Source organism: Dyella amyloliquefaciens (assembly GCF_004296575.1).
In the GTDB taxonomy this organism is placed as follows: Bacteria; Pseudomonadota; Gammaproteobacteria; order Xanthomonadales; family Rhodanobacteraceae; genus Dyella; species Dyella amyloliquefaciens.
On sequence record NZ_SAYT01000006.1, the window covers coordinates 68,296 to 85,056 of the forward strand.

14 protein-coding genes are annotated in these 16,761 nt (G+C 63.7%); 9 read left to right on the plus strand and 5 right to left on the minus strand.

Features of this window, described 5'->3' with window-relative positions:
* Positions 1–45: 45 nt before the first annotated feature.
* Positions 46–936, minus strand: a complete 891-nt coding sequence (rpsB, locus tag EPB08_RS15245; protein ID WP_130619975.1) for a 30S ribosomal protein S2 — start codon at positions 934–936, stop codon at positions 46–48.
* Positions 937–1,267: 331 nt separating this feature from the next.
* Between rpsB and map the strand changes: the two genes are divergently transcribed.
* The 8 genes from map (at position 1,268) to EPB08_RS15285 (ending at position 11,204) form a co-directional block, all read left to right on the plus strand.
* On the plus strand, positions 1,268–2,035 hold the full coding sequence (gene map, locus EPB08_RS15250) for a type I methionyl aminopeptidase (RefSeq protein WP_130619976.1): 768 nt from the start codon (positions 1,268–1,270) through the stop codon (positions 2,033–2,035).
* Positions 2,036–2,726: 691 nt separating this feature from the next.
* Positions 2,727–5,375 carry a [protein-PII] uridylyltransferase gene (glnD, locus tag EPB08_RS15255; RefSeq protein ID WP_130620095.1) on the plus strand — a complete coding sequence of 883 codons (2,649 nt, stop codon included), beginning with the start codon at positions 2,727–2,729 and terminating at the stop codon, positions 5,373–5,375.
* A gap of 132 nt (positions 5,376–5,507) precedes the next feature.
* On the plus strand, positions 5,508–6,335 hold the full coding sequence (gene dapD, locus EPB08_RS15260) for a 2,3,4,5-tetrahydropyridine-2,6-dicarboxylate N-succinyltransferase (protein ID WP_130619977.1): 828 nt from the start codon (positions 5,508–5,510) through the stop codon (positions 6,333–6,335).
* Positions 6,332–6,688: a Spx/MgsR family RNA polymerase-binding regulatory protein gene (locus tag EPB08_RS15265; protein WP_130619978.1), complete on the plus strand. Its 357-nt coding sequence runs from the start codon at positions 6,332–6,334 to the stop codon at positions 6,686–6,688. Before dapD ends, EPB08_RS15265 begins: the two co-directional genes overlap by 4 nt.
* Positions 6,689–6,701: 13 nt before the next feature.
* Positions 6,702–7,199, plus strand: a complete 498-nt coding sequence (locus EPB08_RS15270) for a DUF2165 family protein (protein WP_130619979.1) — start codon at positions 6,702–6,704, stop codon at positions 7,197–7,199.
* A gap of 16 nt (positions 7,200–7,215) precedes the next feature.
* Positions 7,216–8,277, plus strand: coding sequence for a VIT1/CCC1 transporter family protein (locus tag EPB08_RS15275; RefSeq protein WP_130619980.1), 1,062 nt, complete (start codon positions 7,216–7,218; stop codon positions 8,275–8,277).
* A gap of 59 nt (positions 8,278–8,336) precedes the next feature.
* The gene (dapE, locus tag EPB08_RS15280; protein WP_130619981.1) at positions 8,337–9,473 is read left to right on the plus strand and encodes a succinyl-diaminopimelate desuccinylase; all 1,137 of its coding nucleotides are present in this window, start codon (positions 8,337–8,339) and stop codon (positions 9,471–9,473) included.
* Positions 9,474–9,554: 81 nt separating this feature from the next.
* The gene (locus tag EPB08_RS15285; RefSeq protein WP_130619982.1) at positions 9,555–11,204 is read left to right on the plus strand and encodes a M20/M25/M40 family metallo-hydrolase; all 1,650 of its coding nucleotides are present in this window, start codon (positions 9,555–9,557) and stop codon (positions 11,202–11,204) included.
* A gap of 119 nt (positions 11,205–11,323) precedes the next feature.
* Here the strand turns inward: EPB08_RS15285 and EPB08_RS15290 are convergent, their stop codons facing one another.
* The 3 genes from EPB08_RS15290 to EPB08_RS15300 all read right to left on the minus strand — a co-directional run bounded on the left by EPB08_RS15290 (position 11,324) and on the right by EPB08_RS15300 (position 13,616).
* Entirely contained in the window at positions 11,324–12,004 is a 681-nt protein-coding gene (locus tag EPB08_RS15290) for a zinc ribbon domain-containing protein (RefSeq protein WP_130619983.1), read from the minus strand.
* A 100-nt stretch (positions 12,005–12,104) separates the two neighbouring features.
* A complete protein-coding gene (locus EPB08_RS15295; RefSeq protein ID WP_130619984.1) occupies positions 12,105–12,578 on the minus strand; it encodes a hypothetical protein in 474 nt (157 codons plus the stop codon).
* A 54-nt stretch (positions 12,579–12,632) separates the two neighbouring features.
* A complete protein-coding gene (locus tag EPB08_RS15300) occupies positions 12,633–13,616 on the minus strand; it encodes an OmpA family protein (RefSeq protein WP_130619985.1) in 984 nt (327 codons plus the stop codon).
* A gap of 509 nt (positions 13,617–14,125) precedes the next feature.
* On the opposite strand from EPB08_RS15300, the gene EPB08_RS15305 reads away from it, so the two are divergent.
* The gene (locus EPB08_RS15305; RefSeq protein ID WP_130619986.1) at positions 14,126–15,004 is read left to right on the plus strand and encodes a hypothetical protein; all 879 of its coding nucleotides are present in this window, start codon (positions 14,126–14,128) and stop codon (positions 15,002–15,004) included.
* 559 nt (positions 15,005–15,563) lie between these two features.
* Here the strand turns inward: EPB08_RS15305 and EPB08_RS15310 are convergent.
* Complete coding sequence (locus EPB08_RS15310; protein ID WP_130619987.1) at positions 15,564–16,682, minus strand: hypothetical protein; 1,119 nt, start codon at positions 16,680–16,682, stop codon at positions 15,564–15,566.
* Positions 16,683–16,761 lie beyond the last annotated feature (79 nt).

A 16,761-nucleotide genomic window follows, 5' to 3' on the forward strand; every position in this document is an offset into this window, starting at 1 on the left:
AAGCTTTGATGCGCCCCGACCCTTGCGGGCCGGGGCAGGTAAGGCTTACTCGCCGTCCGACGACTCGTCGTTGCGGCCGCCGCGGCCACCGCGACCACCGTCACGACGCGGCGCGCCAGCGCCCTTCTTGGCCGGGCCGCGGTTGTTGCGGTCGTCACGGCGCGGGGCAGCCTTGCGCTCATCCTTGGCGATCGGGTTGCCTTCTTCGTCGAGTTCGACGAATTCGTTGGCGTCGCCCTGGGCGGCAGCCGGCGCAGCGGCCTTGCCTTCCAGGATGGCGTCAGCGGCAGCGCGGGCGTACAGCTGGATGGCGCGGATGGCGTCGTCGTTGCCCGGGATGGCGTAGTCGACCAGTTCCGGGTTGTAGTTGGTATCGACCACGGCGATGACCGGGATGCCGAGCTTCTTGGCTTCCTGCACGGCGATGTCTTCATGACCGATGTCGATGATGAAGAGGGCGTCCGGCAGACGGTTCATGTCCTTGATGCCGCCCAGCGAGTTCATCAGCTTGTCGCGCTCGCGACGACGGGCCAGCACTTCGTGCTTGACCAGGCGGTCGAACGAACCGTCGGTCTCGGCGGCTTCCAGTTCCTTCAGGCGGGCAACCGACTGCTTCACGGTGCGGAAGTTGGTCAGCATGCCACCGAGCCAGCGGGCGGTGACGAACGGCATGCCGGCGCGTGCGGCTTCTTCGGCCAACGGCTCACGGGCCGAACGCTTGGTGCCGACGAACAGCACGGTGCCGCGCTTCTGCGCGATCGCCGAGAGGAAGTTCATCGCATCGGTGAAGAGCGGCAGCGTCTTCTCGAGGTTGATGATGTGGATCTTGCCGCGGGCGCCAAAGATGAACGGGGCCATCTTCGGGTTCCAGTAACGGGTCTGGTGACCGAAATGCACGCCAGCTTCGAGCATCTGGCGCATGGTGACTTGTGCCATGGGTAAAACTCCGATTGTTGGGCCGGCTAGGCCCAGGGGTTGGGACCTCCACGCATCCCCGACTTCGACCCCGGCAACCCGTATGATGTGGAGGGTTGGCCAAGGCACCCCGAAGGCGGTGCCGATACGTGTGTGGCGATTTAAGTGTCCAATCAAGGACTTGTGGGGCTTGTGCCGCAACGCGGTTACAATCTCCCTCGCTTTGCGACTACCGCATTTGCCCGTTGAAACGGACAGGTCGGGTCAGCAAAACTTCGAAATTGTAGCCGGTGCGCCGGCAGCGCGGCAAGTTGCTGGATTTCCGGACAACTGCCGCCATATGAGCAGAGCTATGGCAGTTACCCTCAAAACCCCCGAAGACATCCAGTCCATGCGCGACGCCGGCAAGCTGGCCGCGGAAGTTCTGGCTATGCTCAAAGAGCACGTGAAGCCCGGTGTCACCACCGAGGACCTGGACCGGCTCGCCTATGAGCACATCACCAAGGTGCAGAAGGCCATTCCCGCCAACGTGGGCTACAACGGCTTTCCCAAGACCCTGTGCACCTCGGTCAACCACGTGATCTGCCACGGCATCCCGAGCCCGGCCAAGGTGCTGAAGGACGGCGACATCATCAATCTCGATGTCACCGTCATCAAGGACGGCTGGCACGGCGACACCAGCCGCATGTATTTCGTCGGCACCCCTTCGGTGCTGGCCAAGCGCCTGGTGGACACCACCTACGAGGCGATGATGCACGGCATCCAGGCGGTGCGCCCGGGCGCGACGCTGGGCGACATTGGCGCGGCGATCCAGAAGCACGCGGAGGCCGCAGGTTTCTCGGTGGTCCGTGAGTACTGCGGCCACGGCATCGGCAAGGTCTACCACGACGAGCCGCAGGTGCTGCATTACGGCCGCACGGGCACCGGCCTGGAGCTGAAGAAGGGCATGACCTTCACGGTCGAGCCGATGATCAACGCCGGCAAGCCGCAGACCAAGCAGCTGCCGGACGGCTGGACCGTTGTTACCAAGGACCATTCGTTGTCGGCGCAGTGGGAGCACACCATCGCGGTGACGGATGACGGGTTTGAGATTTTGACGCCTTGGCCGGATGCGGCGTGAGGTTAGGTTATGGGAAGGGTCGCTTCGGCGGCCCTTCTTTTTTTCGGATGTGCGTGGCGTTTTCGCCAACGCTGTGACCTTTGAAAGCTCACTCTGTGCACGACAGGCGCATCAGGCGCCTCTCTGGGTGCGAGCTGTGGCTCCCTCTCCCTGCGGGAGAGGGGTGGGGAGAGGGTGCGGGTCTCGCCTCCGCCTTCAACCAAGCTGGGAACCAAGGCTCGGCTTCTCCTTGATGCGCTACCGCTAGCTGGCCGCCTACGACCGAAGGAAGTCCCCGCGGGACGCGGCGGGCGTTTTGATCTCCTGCCGGCGACGCGCAGCTAGTCCCCGTGGGGAGCTCGAGTCACTTTTCTTTTGCTAGCCCAAAAGAAAAGTAACCCAAAGAAAATGGCCTGAAGAGCTGGCAGCGTTATGCAAGGAAGAGCTTTGAAGGATCCTGGGCCCGGATTGCGACCGCCTCCGCCGCCAACTCGTGGCTACTCCGCAACGCGCCATGGCGCTGAGGACTTAAGGCCGCTTTGAGCATCGCCCCGGTCCTTCACTTGCCCCTCGCCCTTTTGGGGAGAGGGTTGGGGGGGGGGGCGGGCTTCCGTCGACATCCAAAGCTTCTCCTCCAATTTCATCACCACATGACTGCTTCTAGCCGCTATGCATGGCAGACTTGCTGCACTGCCACACGCGTCCGCTGACCATGCCCGTCGCTCCGATCGTGCTGCCTCCGTTGCCTCGACTGCCTCTCGCCGTGCCGCGTTCGGGAGTGTCGAGCGATGCGCGTCGGGCCTTGCGTCAGTTGCTCGGGGACGTGAATCGCTCGCTGGCCACGGCATTCCGTGATGGCGCCGATGCCACCGCGTTGGCCCATCGACGCAGCGAGTCGGTGCAGCGCATCGTGGTGCATGTTTGGACGGCTTGCCTGGGTGACGTGAACGATGCGGCGCTGTTCGCCGTGGGCGGTTTTGGTCGCGGTCTGTTGTTTCCCCATTCCGATGTCGACCTGTTGGCGCTGGTCGGACCTTCCGAGCCGGCGCGATTGCGGGCGCTGGAGCAATGCTTCGCCACGTTGTGGGATATCGGGCTCAAGGTCGGGCACGCGGTGCGCGATCTCGCGCAATGCCGTTCGCTGGCAGCACAGGATGCAACCGTCTTCACCAGCCTGCTGGACGCGCGGCGACTGGTCGGTGATGCCGCGATGGAGGAGGGGCTCAAGGCGATCATCAATGATCCGGCGCTGTGGCCGCCCGCTGCCTATCTCAAGGTGCGACTGGCTGAGCGCGATGCACGCCACGCCCGCTACAACGACACCGCCTACAACCTGGAGCCAAACCTGAAGGATGGCCCGGGCGGTTTGCGCACGCTCGATTCGCTGCGCTGGCTCGGACGGCGCCTTGCGCACGCGGACGATTTCGACGACATGGTCGCCGAAGGGTTGCTTGATCCGGCGGAGAAGGATTCGCTGGAACAATCGGAAGCCACGCTGCGCCGTTATCGCTTTGCGCTGCATCTGGAAGCGGGGCGCGCCGAGGAGCGCCTGCTGTTCGACTACCAGCGCGCCTTGGCAGCCAGCCTCGGGTTCCGGGACGAGCACGAGAAAAACCTCGGCGTCGAGCAGTTCATGCAGGGCTATTACCGCGCTGCCAGCCAGGTGGAACGGCTGGGCGTGCAGATTGCCGAGCGCTTCGAGGAAATGCTGGAGCCGCCGACCGATCCCCGGCCCGTGGGCGAAGACTTCGTCCGCTACGGCAGGCGTATCGCGGTGCGCGACCCGGATATCTTCATGCGCCGGCCCGCTGCGTTGGTGGAAGCCTTCATCGCGCGGCTTGGCGAGCCGGGCATCACCGGCTTTACGGCCGAAACGATGCGTCGCATGCATCAGGCGTCGGCCGTGCTGGATGGTTCGCTGGCCGACGATCCGGAAGTACTGGCTGCATTTCATCGCCTGTTGCGCCTGGGAGCGCCGGCGGTGGAGGCGATGTGGCGCATGAATCGCCATGGATTGCTTGCCGCGATCCTGCCGGCCTTCGGCAAGGTATTCGGTCGCATGCAGTACGACCTGTTTCACGTCTACACGGTGGACGAGCACACGCTGCGCGTCCTGCGCAACATGGCGCGCTTCGCCGATCCGACGGCAGCTTCCGAGTTTCCCATCGCCTGCGGCATCTGGCCGAACCTGCCCAAGCCGGAACTGCTGCTGCTTGCGGGCCTGTTCCACGATATTGCCAAGGGGCGTGGCGGCGACCATTCCGTGCTGGGCGAAGAAGAGGCGCTGGCATTTGGTCGTCGGCTCGGGCTGCCGGAGGAAGACACGCAGCTGGTGGCATGGCTGGTGCGCTGGCACCTGTTGATGAGCACCACGGCGCAACGCCAGGACATCACCGACCCCGACGTGGTGCAGCGTTTCGCCGAGACCGTCGGCGACGCCGAGCGACTGGACTATCTCTACCTGCTGACCATCGCCGACATCATCGGTACCAGCCCCAAGCTATGGAACGGCTGGAAGGACCGCCTGCTCGCGGACCTCTATACGGCCACACGCTATGCGCTGCGCAGCGAAGACGAATTGCCGTCCGATGCCGCAGCGCGCGTGGCCGCCTGCCGTGAGCAGGCGTCGGCCATCCTGGCGAAGGAGGGGTACGACCTTGAGGCATGCACGCGCGCCTGGCGCGGCTTCCCGGAGCAGAGCTTCCTGCGCCATCACCCCGAGCAGATCGCCTGGCAGACGGCGGCGATACTCGGGGCCAAGGGGGCGACGCCGCTCGTGGCGGTACATCCCCAATCGGTGCGTGGCACGACGGAATTGTTCGTCTACACGCCCGACCGCGATGGCCTGTTCGCCGCAGTGGCGATCATGCTCGATCGCCTGCATTTTTCGGTGATGGAGGCGCGCATCCTGAGCTCCTCCACGCGCATGGCGCTGGATACCTTCCTTCTGCTGGAGGCCGATTCGCAGCAGCCGGCCTCGCCCGAGCGTGCCGAGGAACTGAAGCAGCGCCTGCATCGGGCCCTGTCGCAGCCCGGTCACGTGCACCAGCCTTCGCGACGCAGCATGTCGCGTCATCTCAAGCACTTCCAGGTGACGCCGAAAATCTCCTTCAGCACGGTGAGCGGTCGTACACGCCTGGCTCTGGTCTGCAGCGATCGTCCGGGCCTGCTTGCCGCCGTGGCGCAGGCCATGTTCGAGGCCGGCGTACGCGTGCACGATGCACGCATCGCCACCTTCGGCGAGCGCGTGGAAGACTTCTTCCTGATCACCGACCGCCACGATGCGCCACTGGGCGTCGTGCTGCAGGACCGCCTGCTGCATGCCTTGATGGATCGGCTGGGAACGAACAAGGCGGCCTGACGGCGCGTGGTCCAAGGTGGCGATGCGCTGGGGAAGGCTTGCCACGTGAGGCTCATTTCCCGGGTTTTCGACTGCTCTTTACGGCCCCCCATGTATTAGCATTCACGGGTATCCATAAGCCCGCGAATATCCATGCAAAGCATCGAGTCCCTCATCGATGACGCCTTCGAGCGTCGCAACGAACTTACCCAGGCTGAAGTCGAGACGCATCTGCGCCCGGCGGTCGAGCAGGTCATCAACCTGCTGGAATCCGGCGAGCGTCGCGTGGCCGAGCCTGACGGCCAGGGTGGCTGGACGGTGAACCAGTGGATCAAGAAGGCGGTGCTGTTGTATTTCCGCATCAACGGCAACCAGGTGGTCGACGGTGGTCCGGCGCTGGCGTTCGACAAGGTGCCGCTGCGCTTTGCGCATGGCAACGATGCCGAACTGCAGGGCCTCGGCGCCCGCGTGGTGCCGGGCGCGCTGGTGCGTCGCGGTGCGCACGTGGCCAAGGACGCCGTGCTGATGCCGAGCTACGTGAATATCGGCGCCTACGTGGGCGCGGGCACCATGGTCGACACCTGGGCCACGGTGGGCTCCTGCGCGCAGATCGGCGCGGGCGTGCATCTGTCCGGCGGCGTGGGCATCGGCGGTGTGCTGGAGCCGCTGCAGGCCAACCCGACCATCATCGAGGACAACTGCTTCATCGGTGCGCGTTCGGAAGTGGTCGAAGGCGTCATCGTGGAGAAGGGCAGCGTGATCGGCATGGGCGTGTTCCTGGGCCAGTCCACGCGCATCTACAACCGCGCCACCGGTGAAGTCAGCTACGGCCGCGTGCCGGCGGGCAGCGTGGTGGTGGCCGGCAGCCTGCCGTCCAAGGACGGTACGCACAGCCTGTATGCCGCGATCATCGTCAAGCAGGTGGACGAGAAGACGCGCAGCAAGACTGGCATCAACGAACTGCTGCGGAGCGCCGAATGAGCGTGACCCTGTACGGCCTGACCACCTGCGATACCTGCCGCAAGGCACGCAACTGGCTCGATCGCTTCGAGGTGCCGTACAGCTTCGTCGACTACCGGGCAAACCCGGTAGCGGCGACCACGTTGAAGACGTGGGCGCAGCAACTCGGTGGCTGGGAGAAGCTGGTGAACAAGTCCTCGACCACGTGGCGCAACCTGTTGCCCCAGCGCAAGAACCCGGGCAGCGACCCGGAGTGGACGCTGCTGCTCAAGGAGTACCCGGCCCTGGTGCGTCGTCCGGTCGTGCTGCAAGAGGACGGGTCGGTCAGCGTCGGCTTCACCGACAACGGCTTCAAGAAGCTGTTCGGACGCTGAGGGGAGGCGCTCCATGGTGGTGCGCCTTTCCAAGATCCTGCTGATGGCCGCCATCGCGCTGTGGCTGGCGCTGGTGGCCTTCGGCAATCTCACCGACTACGGCAGCAACTGGCCGTTCGTGCAGCACGTGCTGTCGATTGACACGATCTTTCCGGGCGCGGCCATTCACTATCGCGCGATCACTTCACCTTGGGCGCAGCGCATGGCCTACGCGCTGATCATCGCGGTGGAAACCGTGGCGGCGGTGCTGTGCTGCCTGGGTGCGTGGCGCCTGTGGCGAGCGCGCACGGCGGGCAGTGCGACCTTTCATCGAGCCAAGCGGCTTGGTGTGCTTGGCATCACCACCGGCATGTTGTTGTGGCTGGGTGGCTTCATCGCCGTAGGTGGCGAGTGGTTCGGCATGTGGATGTCCACGCAGTGGAACGGGCTCGAGGCGGCCTTCCGCTTCGTGGTCGTATTGTTGATCGCGCTGGTCCATCTGGGCCAACGCGAGGAAGAACTGGACGAATGAATCAAGGGGAAGCGGGATGACCACGCACCGTGCACGGCGTTTCCGCAGCAACCTGCGCATCGAGCGCGACAACGCCGTGCTCTACGGACGGCTGGCCAAGCTGGCGCGCAACGAGCGTCTCGCCAAGGCCTATCGCCGCATCGCGGATATCGAGCAGACCAATGCGGGTTTCTGGGAAGCGAGGCTGCAGGAACACGGCGAAGCCGTGCCGCCGGCCCGCACCGGTTTGCGCGTGCGGGTACTGAGCTGGCTCGCTGCGCGCTTCGGCACCGAATTCGTGATGCCCACGGTGGTGCGCATGGAGCATGCCGATCACCTGGCCACGCCGGTGGATCGTCAGGGTCAACGCAACCATTTCGCCGACGATGCACTGCCCATGCCGCACGGGCGGCATGCCACCCAGAGCGGCAATACGCTGCGCGCGGCGGTATTAGGTGCCAATGACGGGCTGGTCTCCAACACCAGTCTAGTGATGGGCATGGCCGGTGCTTCGACCGGCGACCACGCCGTGCTGCTGGCGGGCCTGGCCGGCCTGGTGGCCGGCGCCTGCTCGATGGCATTGGGTGAGTGGCTGTCGGTGAACAGTTCGCGCGAGTTCTACCAGGCACAGATCACCGAACGCGCGGAGCGCCTGGCCGTCGCGCCCGAGGATGGCATGCACTACCTCGCGCGCACCTATCGCGACAAGGGCCTGGATGCCAACGCCGCCGATGCGCTGGCCAAGCACCTGCTGGATACGCCGCGCGCTGCACTCGACACCATGGTGCGCGAGGATCTCGGCGTGGATCCGGGTGACCTCGGCGGCTCGGCGTGGAGTGCGTCGATCTCCTCGTTCTGTCTGTTCGCCTTCGGCGCGATCTTCCCGGTCGCACCGTACTTCGTGCTGCATGGCGCGCAGGCGTTGGAGGCGAGCATTGCCTCGACCTTCGTCGGGCTGGTGCTCATTGCGCTCGGCACGTCGCTGTTCACCGGTCGAAGCCTGATGTTCTCGATCGCGCGGCAGGTTGGCATCACGCTGTCAGCAAGCGTCATCACCTATCTCGTGGGGCACTTGCTGGGGGCGGCGATCACCGGCTAGCGAACCGTGCACCCGACGCTTGTTATGCTGTCGCAACCGCTTTCCCCGATCCGTACGCCATGACCGAAGTACTCGAACTTGCCTGTGACCTGATCCGCCGCCGTTCGGTCACGCCGGATGACGCCGGTTGCCAGACGCTGCTGGCGGAACGCCTGACGCGGGCGGGTTTCCATTGCCAGTCGCTGCGCTATGGCGAGGTCGACAACCTGTGGGCGACGCATGGCGAAGGCGAGCCGACCCTGATGTTCCTTGGACATACCGACGTAGTGCCGACGGGGCCGGTGGATGCCTGGGCGAGCGATCCGTTCGAGCCGGTGATCCGCGATGGACGTCTGTATGGCCGTGGCGCGGCGGACATGAAGGGCTCCGTGGCGGCCATGGTGGTGGCGCTCGGGGCGTTTGTCGCGGCGCATCCGCACCATCGCGGACGCGTCGGGCTGTTGCTCACCAGCGACGAAGAAGGCCCCGACAACCTCGATGGCGTGCGTCGCGTGGCAGAGCATTTTCGTGCCAGCGGTGAGCGCATCGACTGGTGCGTGGTGGGCGAACCGTCCTCGAAGGAGCGCCTGGGTGACCTGATACGCGTGGGACGGCGTGGCTCGCTTTCCGGCACGCTGACCGTGCGCGGCGTGCAGGGGCATGTCGCCTATCCGGAGAAGGCCAGGAATCCCATTCACGCCTTCGCACCGGCACTCACCGAACTCGCCGCCGAACGCTGGGATGAAGGCAACCAGGATTTTCCGCCCACCTCGTTCCAGGTCTCCAACCTCAACTCAGGCACGGGTGCGAACAACGTCATTCCTGGCGTGCTCACCGCAATGATCAATTTCCGCTACAGCACGGCGAGCCGTGCCGAAGACCTGCGCGTGCGCGCCGAGGCGATCCTCGAGAAGCACGGCCTCGACTGGCAGATCGAGTGGTCGCTTTCCGGCGAACCTTTCCTGACGCCGCCGGGTGGTGCCGTGCGGGATGCGGTCATCAAGGTGTGCAGGGAGCTGTGTGGCATCTCACCCGAGGAAAGCACCGGCGGTGGCACCTCCGATGGCCGATTCATTGCGCCGCTCGGAGTAGAGGTGGTGGAACTCGGACCGGTGAATGCGACCATCCACAAGGTGGATGAATGCGTGACCGTGGCTGACCTCGAGAAGCTGCCATCGCTCTACCTGGCCGTTTGCCAGATGCTGTTGGGCCGATAACCCACGGGTTTACCCGGGCACCTCGCCATGGCAACCTCGTGGCATCGTGGACTTCAAGAAGTCCGCTTCACGGGAACTCCCATGCCTCGCACGCTTCTCGTTGCCGCGCTTGCCGCGACGTTGTCAGTCACCGCTTTTGCCGCCACCCCCTCGAGCGAGCAGGCCGGTCTCACGCAGATCCGCGAAACCGATCTGCGCGCCGACATCGGCTTTCTCGCTTCGGATGCGCTGCAGGGCCGGCTCTCGTTGCAGCCTGGTGACGATGCTGCCGTGCAATGGATTGCTTCGGAGTTTGCCAAGGCTGGTTTGAAGCCCGTTGCCACCGATGCGCAAGGGCAACCCAGCTACCTGCAGGCCGTGCCGCTGATCGAGTATCGGCCGGATGCCAATGCCACGCGACTCACCCTGAAGCGAAACGGAAAGAGCGTGGAATGGAAGAATCCCGACGTGTCGGGTTCGTTCCCTGAAGATCGCGATGTCGATGCGCCGCTCGTATTCGCCGGTTACGGCATCACGGCGCCCGAACTGGGTTACGACGATTACGCGGGCCTGGATGTGAAGGGCAAGGTCGTGGTCGTGTTTGATCACGAACCCCAGGAGAAGATGGCCAGCTCCGTCTTCAATGGCACCGGCAATACGCGCTACGCCACCAGCTATGTGAAGATACTGAACGCCCAGGAGCACGGTGCGGTCGCGGTGTTGCTGGCTCCCGAACCTTCGCACAATCATCCTTCCGCCCAGGAAATCCGGGCGCGCATCGGCCACCATGCCGAACATGCAGCGAATCCGATTCCTGCACAGGCGCTGGTGGACAGCCCGCTGCACATTCCCAGCATGGTGATTTCCTCGGCGGTGTCCGAGCAATTGCTGGATATCGGCAGCCAGACGCCGATGTCGCTGCAGAGTGCGATCGACAAGGATCTCAAGTCGCGTTCCGAACCGTTGCAGGGCAGCACCATCAGCCTGCACCTGCACAACAGTTCGCGACGCGAGGCCACGACCTGGAACGTGGTCGGGTTGGTCGAGGGCAGCGATCCGAAGCTGGCACCGGAGACCATCATCATCAGTGCTCACCACGACCACGATGGCGAGAGTGACGGCAAGATCTGGCACGGTGCGGACGACAACGCCTCGGGCACGGTCGGCGTGGTGACGCTGGCGCGTGCTTTTGCGGCGAATCCCGCCAAGCCCAAGCGTTCGATCCTGTTTGCGGTGTTCGCTGCGGAAGAGCGCGGCTTGCTGGGTGCCTACTACATGGCCGCTCATCCGTTGCGCCCGCTCGACACGACGCGCGCGATGATCAACTTCGACATGATCGGGCGCGATGAGAAACCCAGCCAGCAGACCGATGGCCTGATCGACGTGCCGGCTGATACCAGCAACCGCCTAAACCTGATCGGTGCGGCCTACAGCCCGGACTACCAGCACACGGTAGCGAAGCAGAACGAACAGGTCGGGCTGGTGCTGGATGATCGCTTCGATCACGAGTACGCGCTGAACGTGTTCTTCCGCTCCGACCAGTTCCCGTTCGTGCTGCACAACGTACCGGCGTTCTGGTGGTTCACCGGCTTCCATCCGGACTACCACCACCCCAGCGATACCGCCGAAAAGATCGACTATCCGAAGATGGCGAAGATCCTGAAGCTCGCTTACCTCAGCGCCTGGCAGTTCGCCGACGAAGCGACGCCGCCGCGTTTCGTGTCGCATCCGGGTAACACGCCGAGCCATTGAAAGACCTGGGCGCCACCCCTCCGTAGCGCGGTGATGACGACAGTTTCATCGGGGTGAGTATTCCGCTAGTACGCATCGCGCATTTTAAAAATGCGCGATGCGTACAGCTGCTAGGCAGGTCACGCCTTTGCCAGGGGCGCGCCGGCTCGCTCGCCGCACTCGGGGCAGAAGCGGCTTCCTACGGGGAGCTTGGTGTGACAGCCGCCGCATTCGTCCTGCGCGGCGAGGTGGAATCCACAGCCCGGGCAGAACTTGCCGCCGCGCGCTTCGCAACCGCATTGCGGACACACCAGCTGCTTCGCAGTAACGACGTCGACCTGGCTGGCTTGTCCCTTGCCGTACTCGCGTGCATTTTCAGTGGCGGCTTCGAGTTGGCCCTGGTGACGTGCCGCCTGCACTTGCGTGGACAGGTCGGGGGCGCAGGTCTGGCATAGGCCGCTGTCCGTGCTCCAGCAGCGATCGCATACGTAGTTGTGGCAGCGCGCACAGCGATGGAAATGCCCCTGGGCCGCGCCGATCGCCTCCTTGAAGGCTTCGTCACGCGAACCACCCCAGCCAGCCTTGGCCAACCCCTCGACAGCGTTGTCCAGTCCATTGCCGAGCCCGCCCAGCAGGTTGCTGGCAAAGTTGCCGATCTCCCGCACCCAGCCGGATGCCTGGCCACTGCGGTAAGGAGCAAACGGCGAGCGCCATGTGTCGCTGCACGACTGGCAATAGAACTCGAACTGGAAACCCGATCCCGTGCCGGACTGCTGGCTGAGATCGCGGTAGTTGGTTGAGAAATGAAGATCGTCGCTCATCGGTCCCTCGTGGCGTGCCGGCCTGCGAACGCCGGAACGCGCATTTTTGGCCAGGCCGCTGCTTCGTGCAGAGTAGCCATGGCAACAGTGGCGCGTTGGTTCAGTTGTCGTCGACGCCGAGTTCGGCCATGTGCTTCTGGACGAACGTGATGTTGGCCGGATTCACCAGGGCGTCGCCGTCACTCTTTGATTTGGCGCTGCCGTACTTCACCGTCATCACTGCACCTAGCGTGGCGGCACTGGCCAGCACGTATTCGTGTGAAGTGAGCCCATGCGACTTCAGGATGTCGTGCGCCGCCGGCTGTGCATCCAGTGCCGCGGCCGACTCGTCCATAGAATGCGCGCCGGGCTTGAAAGGGCTCAGCTCGACCCCCTTGGCCTCGGCTTCCTTGCTTGCGGCGAGTATCTTGTCGACCACGGCATCGGTGATGACGTACTGCCGAACGGCCGTCTTATCGGAAGGGGTGAGCGCGTGGGACGAGATGCCTTGGCCAAAGGCATAACCGGCAGGGAGCAGCAACAGCGCCAGCGCAGTGCTCTTGAAGAAGGATTTCATCGTCTTGATGCAGTTCATGGGATTTGTCTCCAGGACTTGGCCTCAGTAGATGTGGGGAAATGGCTCGCGGCGCTACTGCGCCACCAGCTCGACACGACGATTCTGCGAGCGCCCCGCGTCGTCGCGATTGCTGGCCACCGGCGCATAGGACGCCACGCCCTTGGCAGCGACGCGCTGGCTGGCGATGCCATAACGTGTCGTCAGTGCCCTGGCGACTGCCTCGGCACGCTTCTGCGAGAGCGCGAGGTTATGGTTAAGTTCGCCCGTGTCGTCGGTATGGCCGACGATAAACACCTTGAGGGACGCCTCATCCTTGAGCAGCTGGGCCATCTGGCCGAGTGTGGCGTCCGAATCCGCGGTCAGGTCGGCGCTATCGGTCGCAAAATGAATGCCGTAGAGCGCGATATGTCCCTGCCGGCTCAGGCCCTGGCTCATGGCTTTTGCGTCGACGGAAACCTGGCCCGCAGCCATTGCCTGCGCCTCGACGACCTGTAGCAGGATGCCCGTGGGTTGGTGCTCGTCGGCCTGCGCGACCAGCAGCGAGACATCGACGCGGCCCTCAGGACGATCCAGTCGGGCAGTAAGCTGCCGCATATCGCCGTCCACGGCATACAGTACCCTGCTCATGGCGTTTCGCGCATGCATGGGATCGAGCAGTGGTTGTATCTCGCTGTCGGAGAAGTCCGCGCCGTTGCCGCAGGACTTTCCCGCACATTCGAAGCGCGTCTTGAAGCCCGCATTCGCCATGGCCTGCGCAAAATTGCGATAAACCTCGATGACTGACTTGCCTGCCGGCGCTTCGTACGCGATGCGCGTGATGCGCCCTTCGGCCACGTCGGATGCTGCGAACCGGCGGGACGTGCCTGGCTTGATGGGGCCGAGTGGCAGCAGCGCCTTGTCGTAGGAAACCTGCTGGTAGCCGATGATGCTGGAGCCTGCAAAGCGCGTCATCAATGGATGGTCGTGTGCATCGGGAATGTCGGAAGCCTTGGACTCGCCTGTTGAGCACACCGCCAGTGCGATGACGAAGGTCGTGCGACGAGCGATGAACATCATGTATCCCTGCTCCTCATGTCCATAGGTGCGTAACCATAGCGGAGTCGTGAGTTATTGAAAGATCGCATGGATGGATCGCATCGAATCGTTCATCGATGTGAATATCGTGCGCACGAGCAAACATTCCTACTTTCGTGTCAGAGAATTCCTACCCTGTTTTCGCAGATCAAATCACGCTTCTGGGCACTGCTGCTGCCTGTTCCAGGAAGCAAACATCTGGATTCGTTAGATTGCTCGCCGTTGAAAGAGGGTGCGTCGCTTTCAGCGCTTGCGTGGTCGGAAGGCCGATACAGGGGCGCTCGCCTCTTTGATCCTTAGTGGATCGGACTCGTCAAGGCGAGCATGGCCTACTCGCGGCGCGATCGCGGAAGTATCTTCAGTCCCTATGGGTAAGTGCGCCTGTTCGACGCGTCGCGTTCCGTGCGCTGGGAAGTGGTCGCGAGTTACGGCATGGCGGCGGCCTGTGCCAATTAACCGTACGAGCCCTGTTCATGCAATCGAGGAAATCCATGCAGCATCGTTCCCTGACTTCGTTGGCTTCCGCACTGCTCACGCTTCCCCTGGTGGCATGTTCGGCCAGTGGCAACCATGATGCTGGCGCCGGGGAGACGAAGGGAGTGGCGTCCGCGACCCCGCCGATCCATGTCACCCAGACCATGGTGGTGCTGCGTGATGGCCAGCCCGCCAGCGAGCAGAACTATCGCCAGGCGCTGGCCGACTGTCGCAAGGGGCCGTTCCGTACCCAGGCGCTCAGCGAAGATGTCGTGGGAAAGCTGGGGCGTACGTTCTACGACGTGTGGTACCAGGGCGCGCGCATCGCCGAGCATGCGGATCGCTGGGATTTTGAAACTTCGGGCACTTGCCAATTCAAACCCGTGCACGGATCGACGCTGGCCATCATCAAGCCTGGCGAAGCAGTGACGATCGATCTGATCAGCAAGACCGGCACACGTCAGCCTTCGGATGGCGTGGTGCGCGAAACGCGGGCCGGCGAAGCGGGCGGCAGCATCTCCAAGCCTGCCAATGGCGACGATGATGCAGCGCTTCGAGCCGCGGTGGCGGCGCAGTTGAGCAAGCAGGGGCAGGGTGACCTGATGGCTCGCCCGGCGGGTACCGATCATGCCGCGGGACAACCGTGCCAGCGCCTTGATCAGCCTGGCATCGGTGAATCATGCGTATGGAGCGGCGGCAGCCAATGGGGCTTCTCTGCCGATGCCGTTGACGATACCGAGGGCATGAACGGCCGAGTCGACAGCATCCTGCTTTGGCGTCAGCCGCCGCAGGGAACGGGCAAGCAATGGACCACGGAAACGATGACGGTAGGCGAAGCGATCGACGGCAAGGTGTTCGAGGTGCCCGCCGGCATGGCGGTATCCACCGCGAACTGAAGCCGGAATTTCCTGGGAGGGAATGATGGAAGCGAATCGTCGAATCATGCGACGCGAGTAATCAGGATCGAGGTATCGTAAAAGGACGGCGCCTGATCGAATTGGCGGCGGCCTTCATCGTGCTCGTGCCACTGGCGGCAGGCGTGATGCTGCTTGGCCAGTATCCATCGGTCGCGTGACGATGCTCGACCCGCAACGCCTCTGCTGGAATTTCGGGTTCCCGTGCCAGGCATTGGAATCCAGGACCATCGCCGGAAGGCAGGCTATGGGCTGGCGATACACCGCCCCGCTGAACGCGCTGGTCCCCATGGCACCGACCAGGGCGAGTTCTGGATCGACCCTGTAACAGGCGTGCTGCTCGCATTCGATGCCCGCGATCTTGCAGAACGCCATTACCGCATGCAGACCGTGATCTTCGAGCAGGTCACGCTAGATGACTGCGTGCTGCGATGTCCGGGAGCGTGACGTTGCCCACCGGACGCCGGAACACTCAGCTATCACGCCTGCGTTTGGCAGGCGTGACGGCTTTCTTGCTCGAGTCGAGCTCAACCGGGTCGCATCAGCTGCCGGTGAAGTATGGGCCGACCATCAACTTGTCGTTGCCCAGGATCGACATGACGTCGCCATTCGGCTGGAGATAGTCCAGGCGTTTGGGCGCTTCGTCGGATGCAGCGGATGCGGTATCGCCGGGCGGCATGTCTACATTGTCGTGACGCCCGCTGAAGGTCAGCGCGAGCATCTTGCCAAGCTCGATGCCGCCATCGTGCAAGGCCTGTTTGAGTGCGACGGCATCATGATCTCCCCAGGCCCTTGCATACTCATAGGCAAGCTGGCTCGCGTCCCACGCCGGGCTCTTGGCCGCGACGAGATTTTTCTTGTGTTGCTCAATTCTGTCCACCAAGGCGCGCCTGCGCTTGGCCACCGTGGCATCGAAGCGTGGCTGCTTGTTGAGGTCATCGATCTCCGCATCAATGGCTGGCTGGTTCCATTGGGCATTTTCCTCGGCGATCATCCGCTCCGTGTCGGCGGGCGTCTTGTCGGCGATGTGCAACGACTGGGATTGGAACACCAGGGTGTTGTGGAAGACGGGCTTGTGACGCCAGTCGCTGCTGCCACCAACCTGCTGATGGAACAGTTCTACTTCGGCCAATACGACCACATGCGAGAAGTCTGTGCTCAGCGCGAACCGCGGGTGAATGGTCACCCAGGAGGTGATGTCCTGGGAGGGTTCGGTTTTTTTCGCATCGGCGACGACTTGGGTCGTGCCCCCTTCGAGCCAGGCAATGTCGCGGGTCGATTCCAAGACGGCCTGCTGAAGCTGCTCCGGTAGGGCAGAGCCCTTGCTCACCTCACGCAGGCGGGCGATATGTTGTTCGGCGAACTTGTGGTTACCGGCCTTTTCTGCGGCGGAGACGAACGCCATACCCAGCGCTCCGCCCGCGACGTTGACACCGATGCCGCTCCAGCTCATCGGGTACGCCGGTGTGAGTGTTGGCGTGGCGTTACCGTTGATGCCGGCATAGAGCGCTTCGACGGCCGTCTGATCCATGACGAGGAGCATCGGCGTCTGCTGCAGACCGGTCACGTAACTTGCATTATTGACGTCGCCTGCGTGCGCGTTGTGCGGCAAGGCGACTGCGCCAGCGAGGCAAAGACTCGCCAGTAACTTTCGATGCATGTGGATTCCCCCTGAAATTCGGGGGATGAGAAATCGCCTGGCATCCAGGGATACCGGATCGGCGTTGGCAACACCCCCC

Coding starts and splice junctions, on each gene's coding strand:
- dapD (WP_130619977.1), top strand. CDS start 5,508: ATGCAAAGCATCGAGTCCCTCATCGATGACGCCTTCGAGCGTCGCAAC.
- EPB08_RS15275 (WP_130619980.1), top strand. CDS start 7,216: ATGACCACGCACCGTGCACGGCGTTTCCGCAGCAACCTGCGCATCGAG.
- dapE (WP_130619981.1), top strand. CDS start 8,337: ATGACCGAAGTACTCGAACTTGCCTGTGACCTGATCCGCCGCCGTTCG.
- EPB08_RS15285 (WP_130619982.1), top strand. CDS start 9,555: ATGCCTCGCACGCTTCTCGTTGCCGCGCTTGCCGCGACGTTGTCAGTC.
- EPB08_RS15290 (WP_130619983.1), bottom strand. CDS start 12,004: ATGAGCGACGATCTTCATTTCTCAACCAACTACCGCGATCTCAGCCAG.
- EPB08_RS15305 (WP_130619986.1), top strand. CDS start 14,126: ATGCAGCATCGTTCCCTGACTTCGTTGGCTTCCGCACTGCTCACGCTT.
- rpsB (WP_130619975.1), bottom strand. CDS start 936: ATGGCACAAGTCACCATGCGCCAGATGCTCGAAGCTGGCGTGCATTTC.
- EPB08_RS15310 (WP_130619987.1), bottom strand. CDS start 16,682: ATGCATCGAAAGTTACTGGCGAGTCTTTGCCTCGCTGGCGCAGTCGCC.
- EPB08_RS15270 (WP_130619979.1), top strand. CDS start 6,702: ATGGTGGTGCGCCTTTCCAAGATCCTGCTGATGGCCGCCATCGCGCTG.
- map (WP_130619976.1), top strand. CDS start 1,268: ATGGCAGTTACCCTCAAAACCCCCGAAGACATCCAGTCCATGCGCGAC.
- glnD (WP_130620095.1), top strand. CDS start 2,727: ATGCCCGTCGCTCCGATCGTGCTGCCTCCGTTGCCTCGACTGCCTCTC.
- EPB08_RS15300 (WP_130619985.1), bottom strand. CDS start 13,616: ATGATGTTCATCGCTCGTCGCACGACCTTCGTCATCGCACTGGCGGTG.
- EPB08_RS15265 (WP_130619978.1), top strand. CDS start 6,332: ATGAGCGTGACCCTGTACGGCCTGACCACCTGCGATACCTGCCGCAAG.
- EPB08_RS15295 (WP_130619984.1), bottom strand. CDS start 12,578: ATGAACTGCATCAAGACGATGAAATCCTTCTTCAAGAGCACTGCGCTG.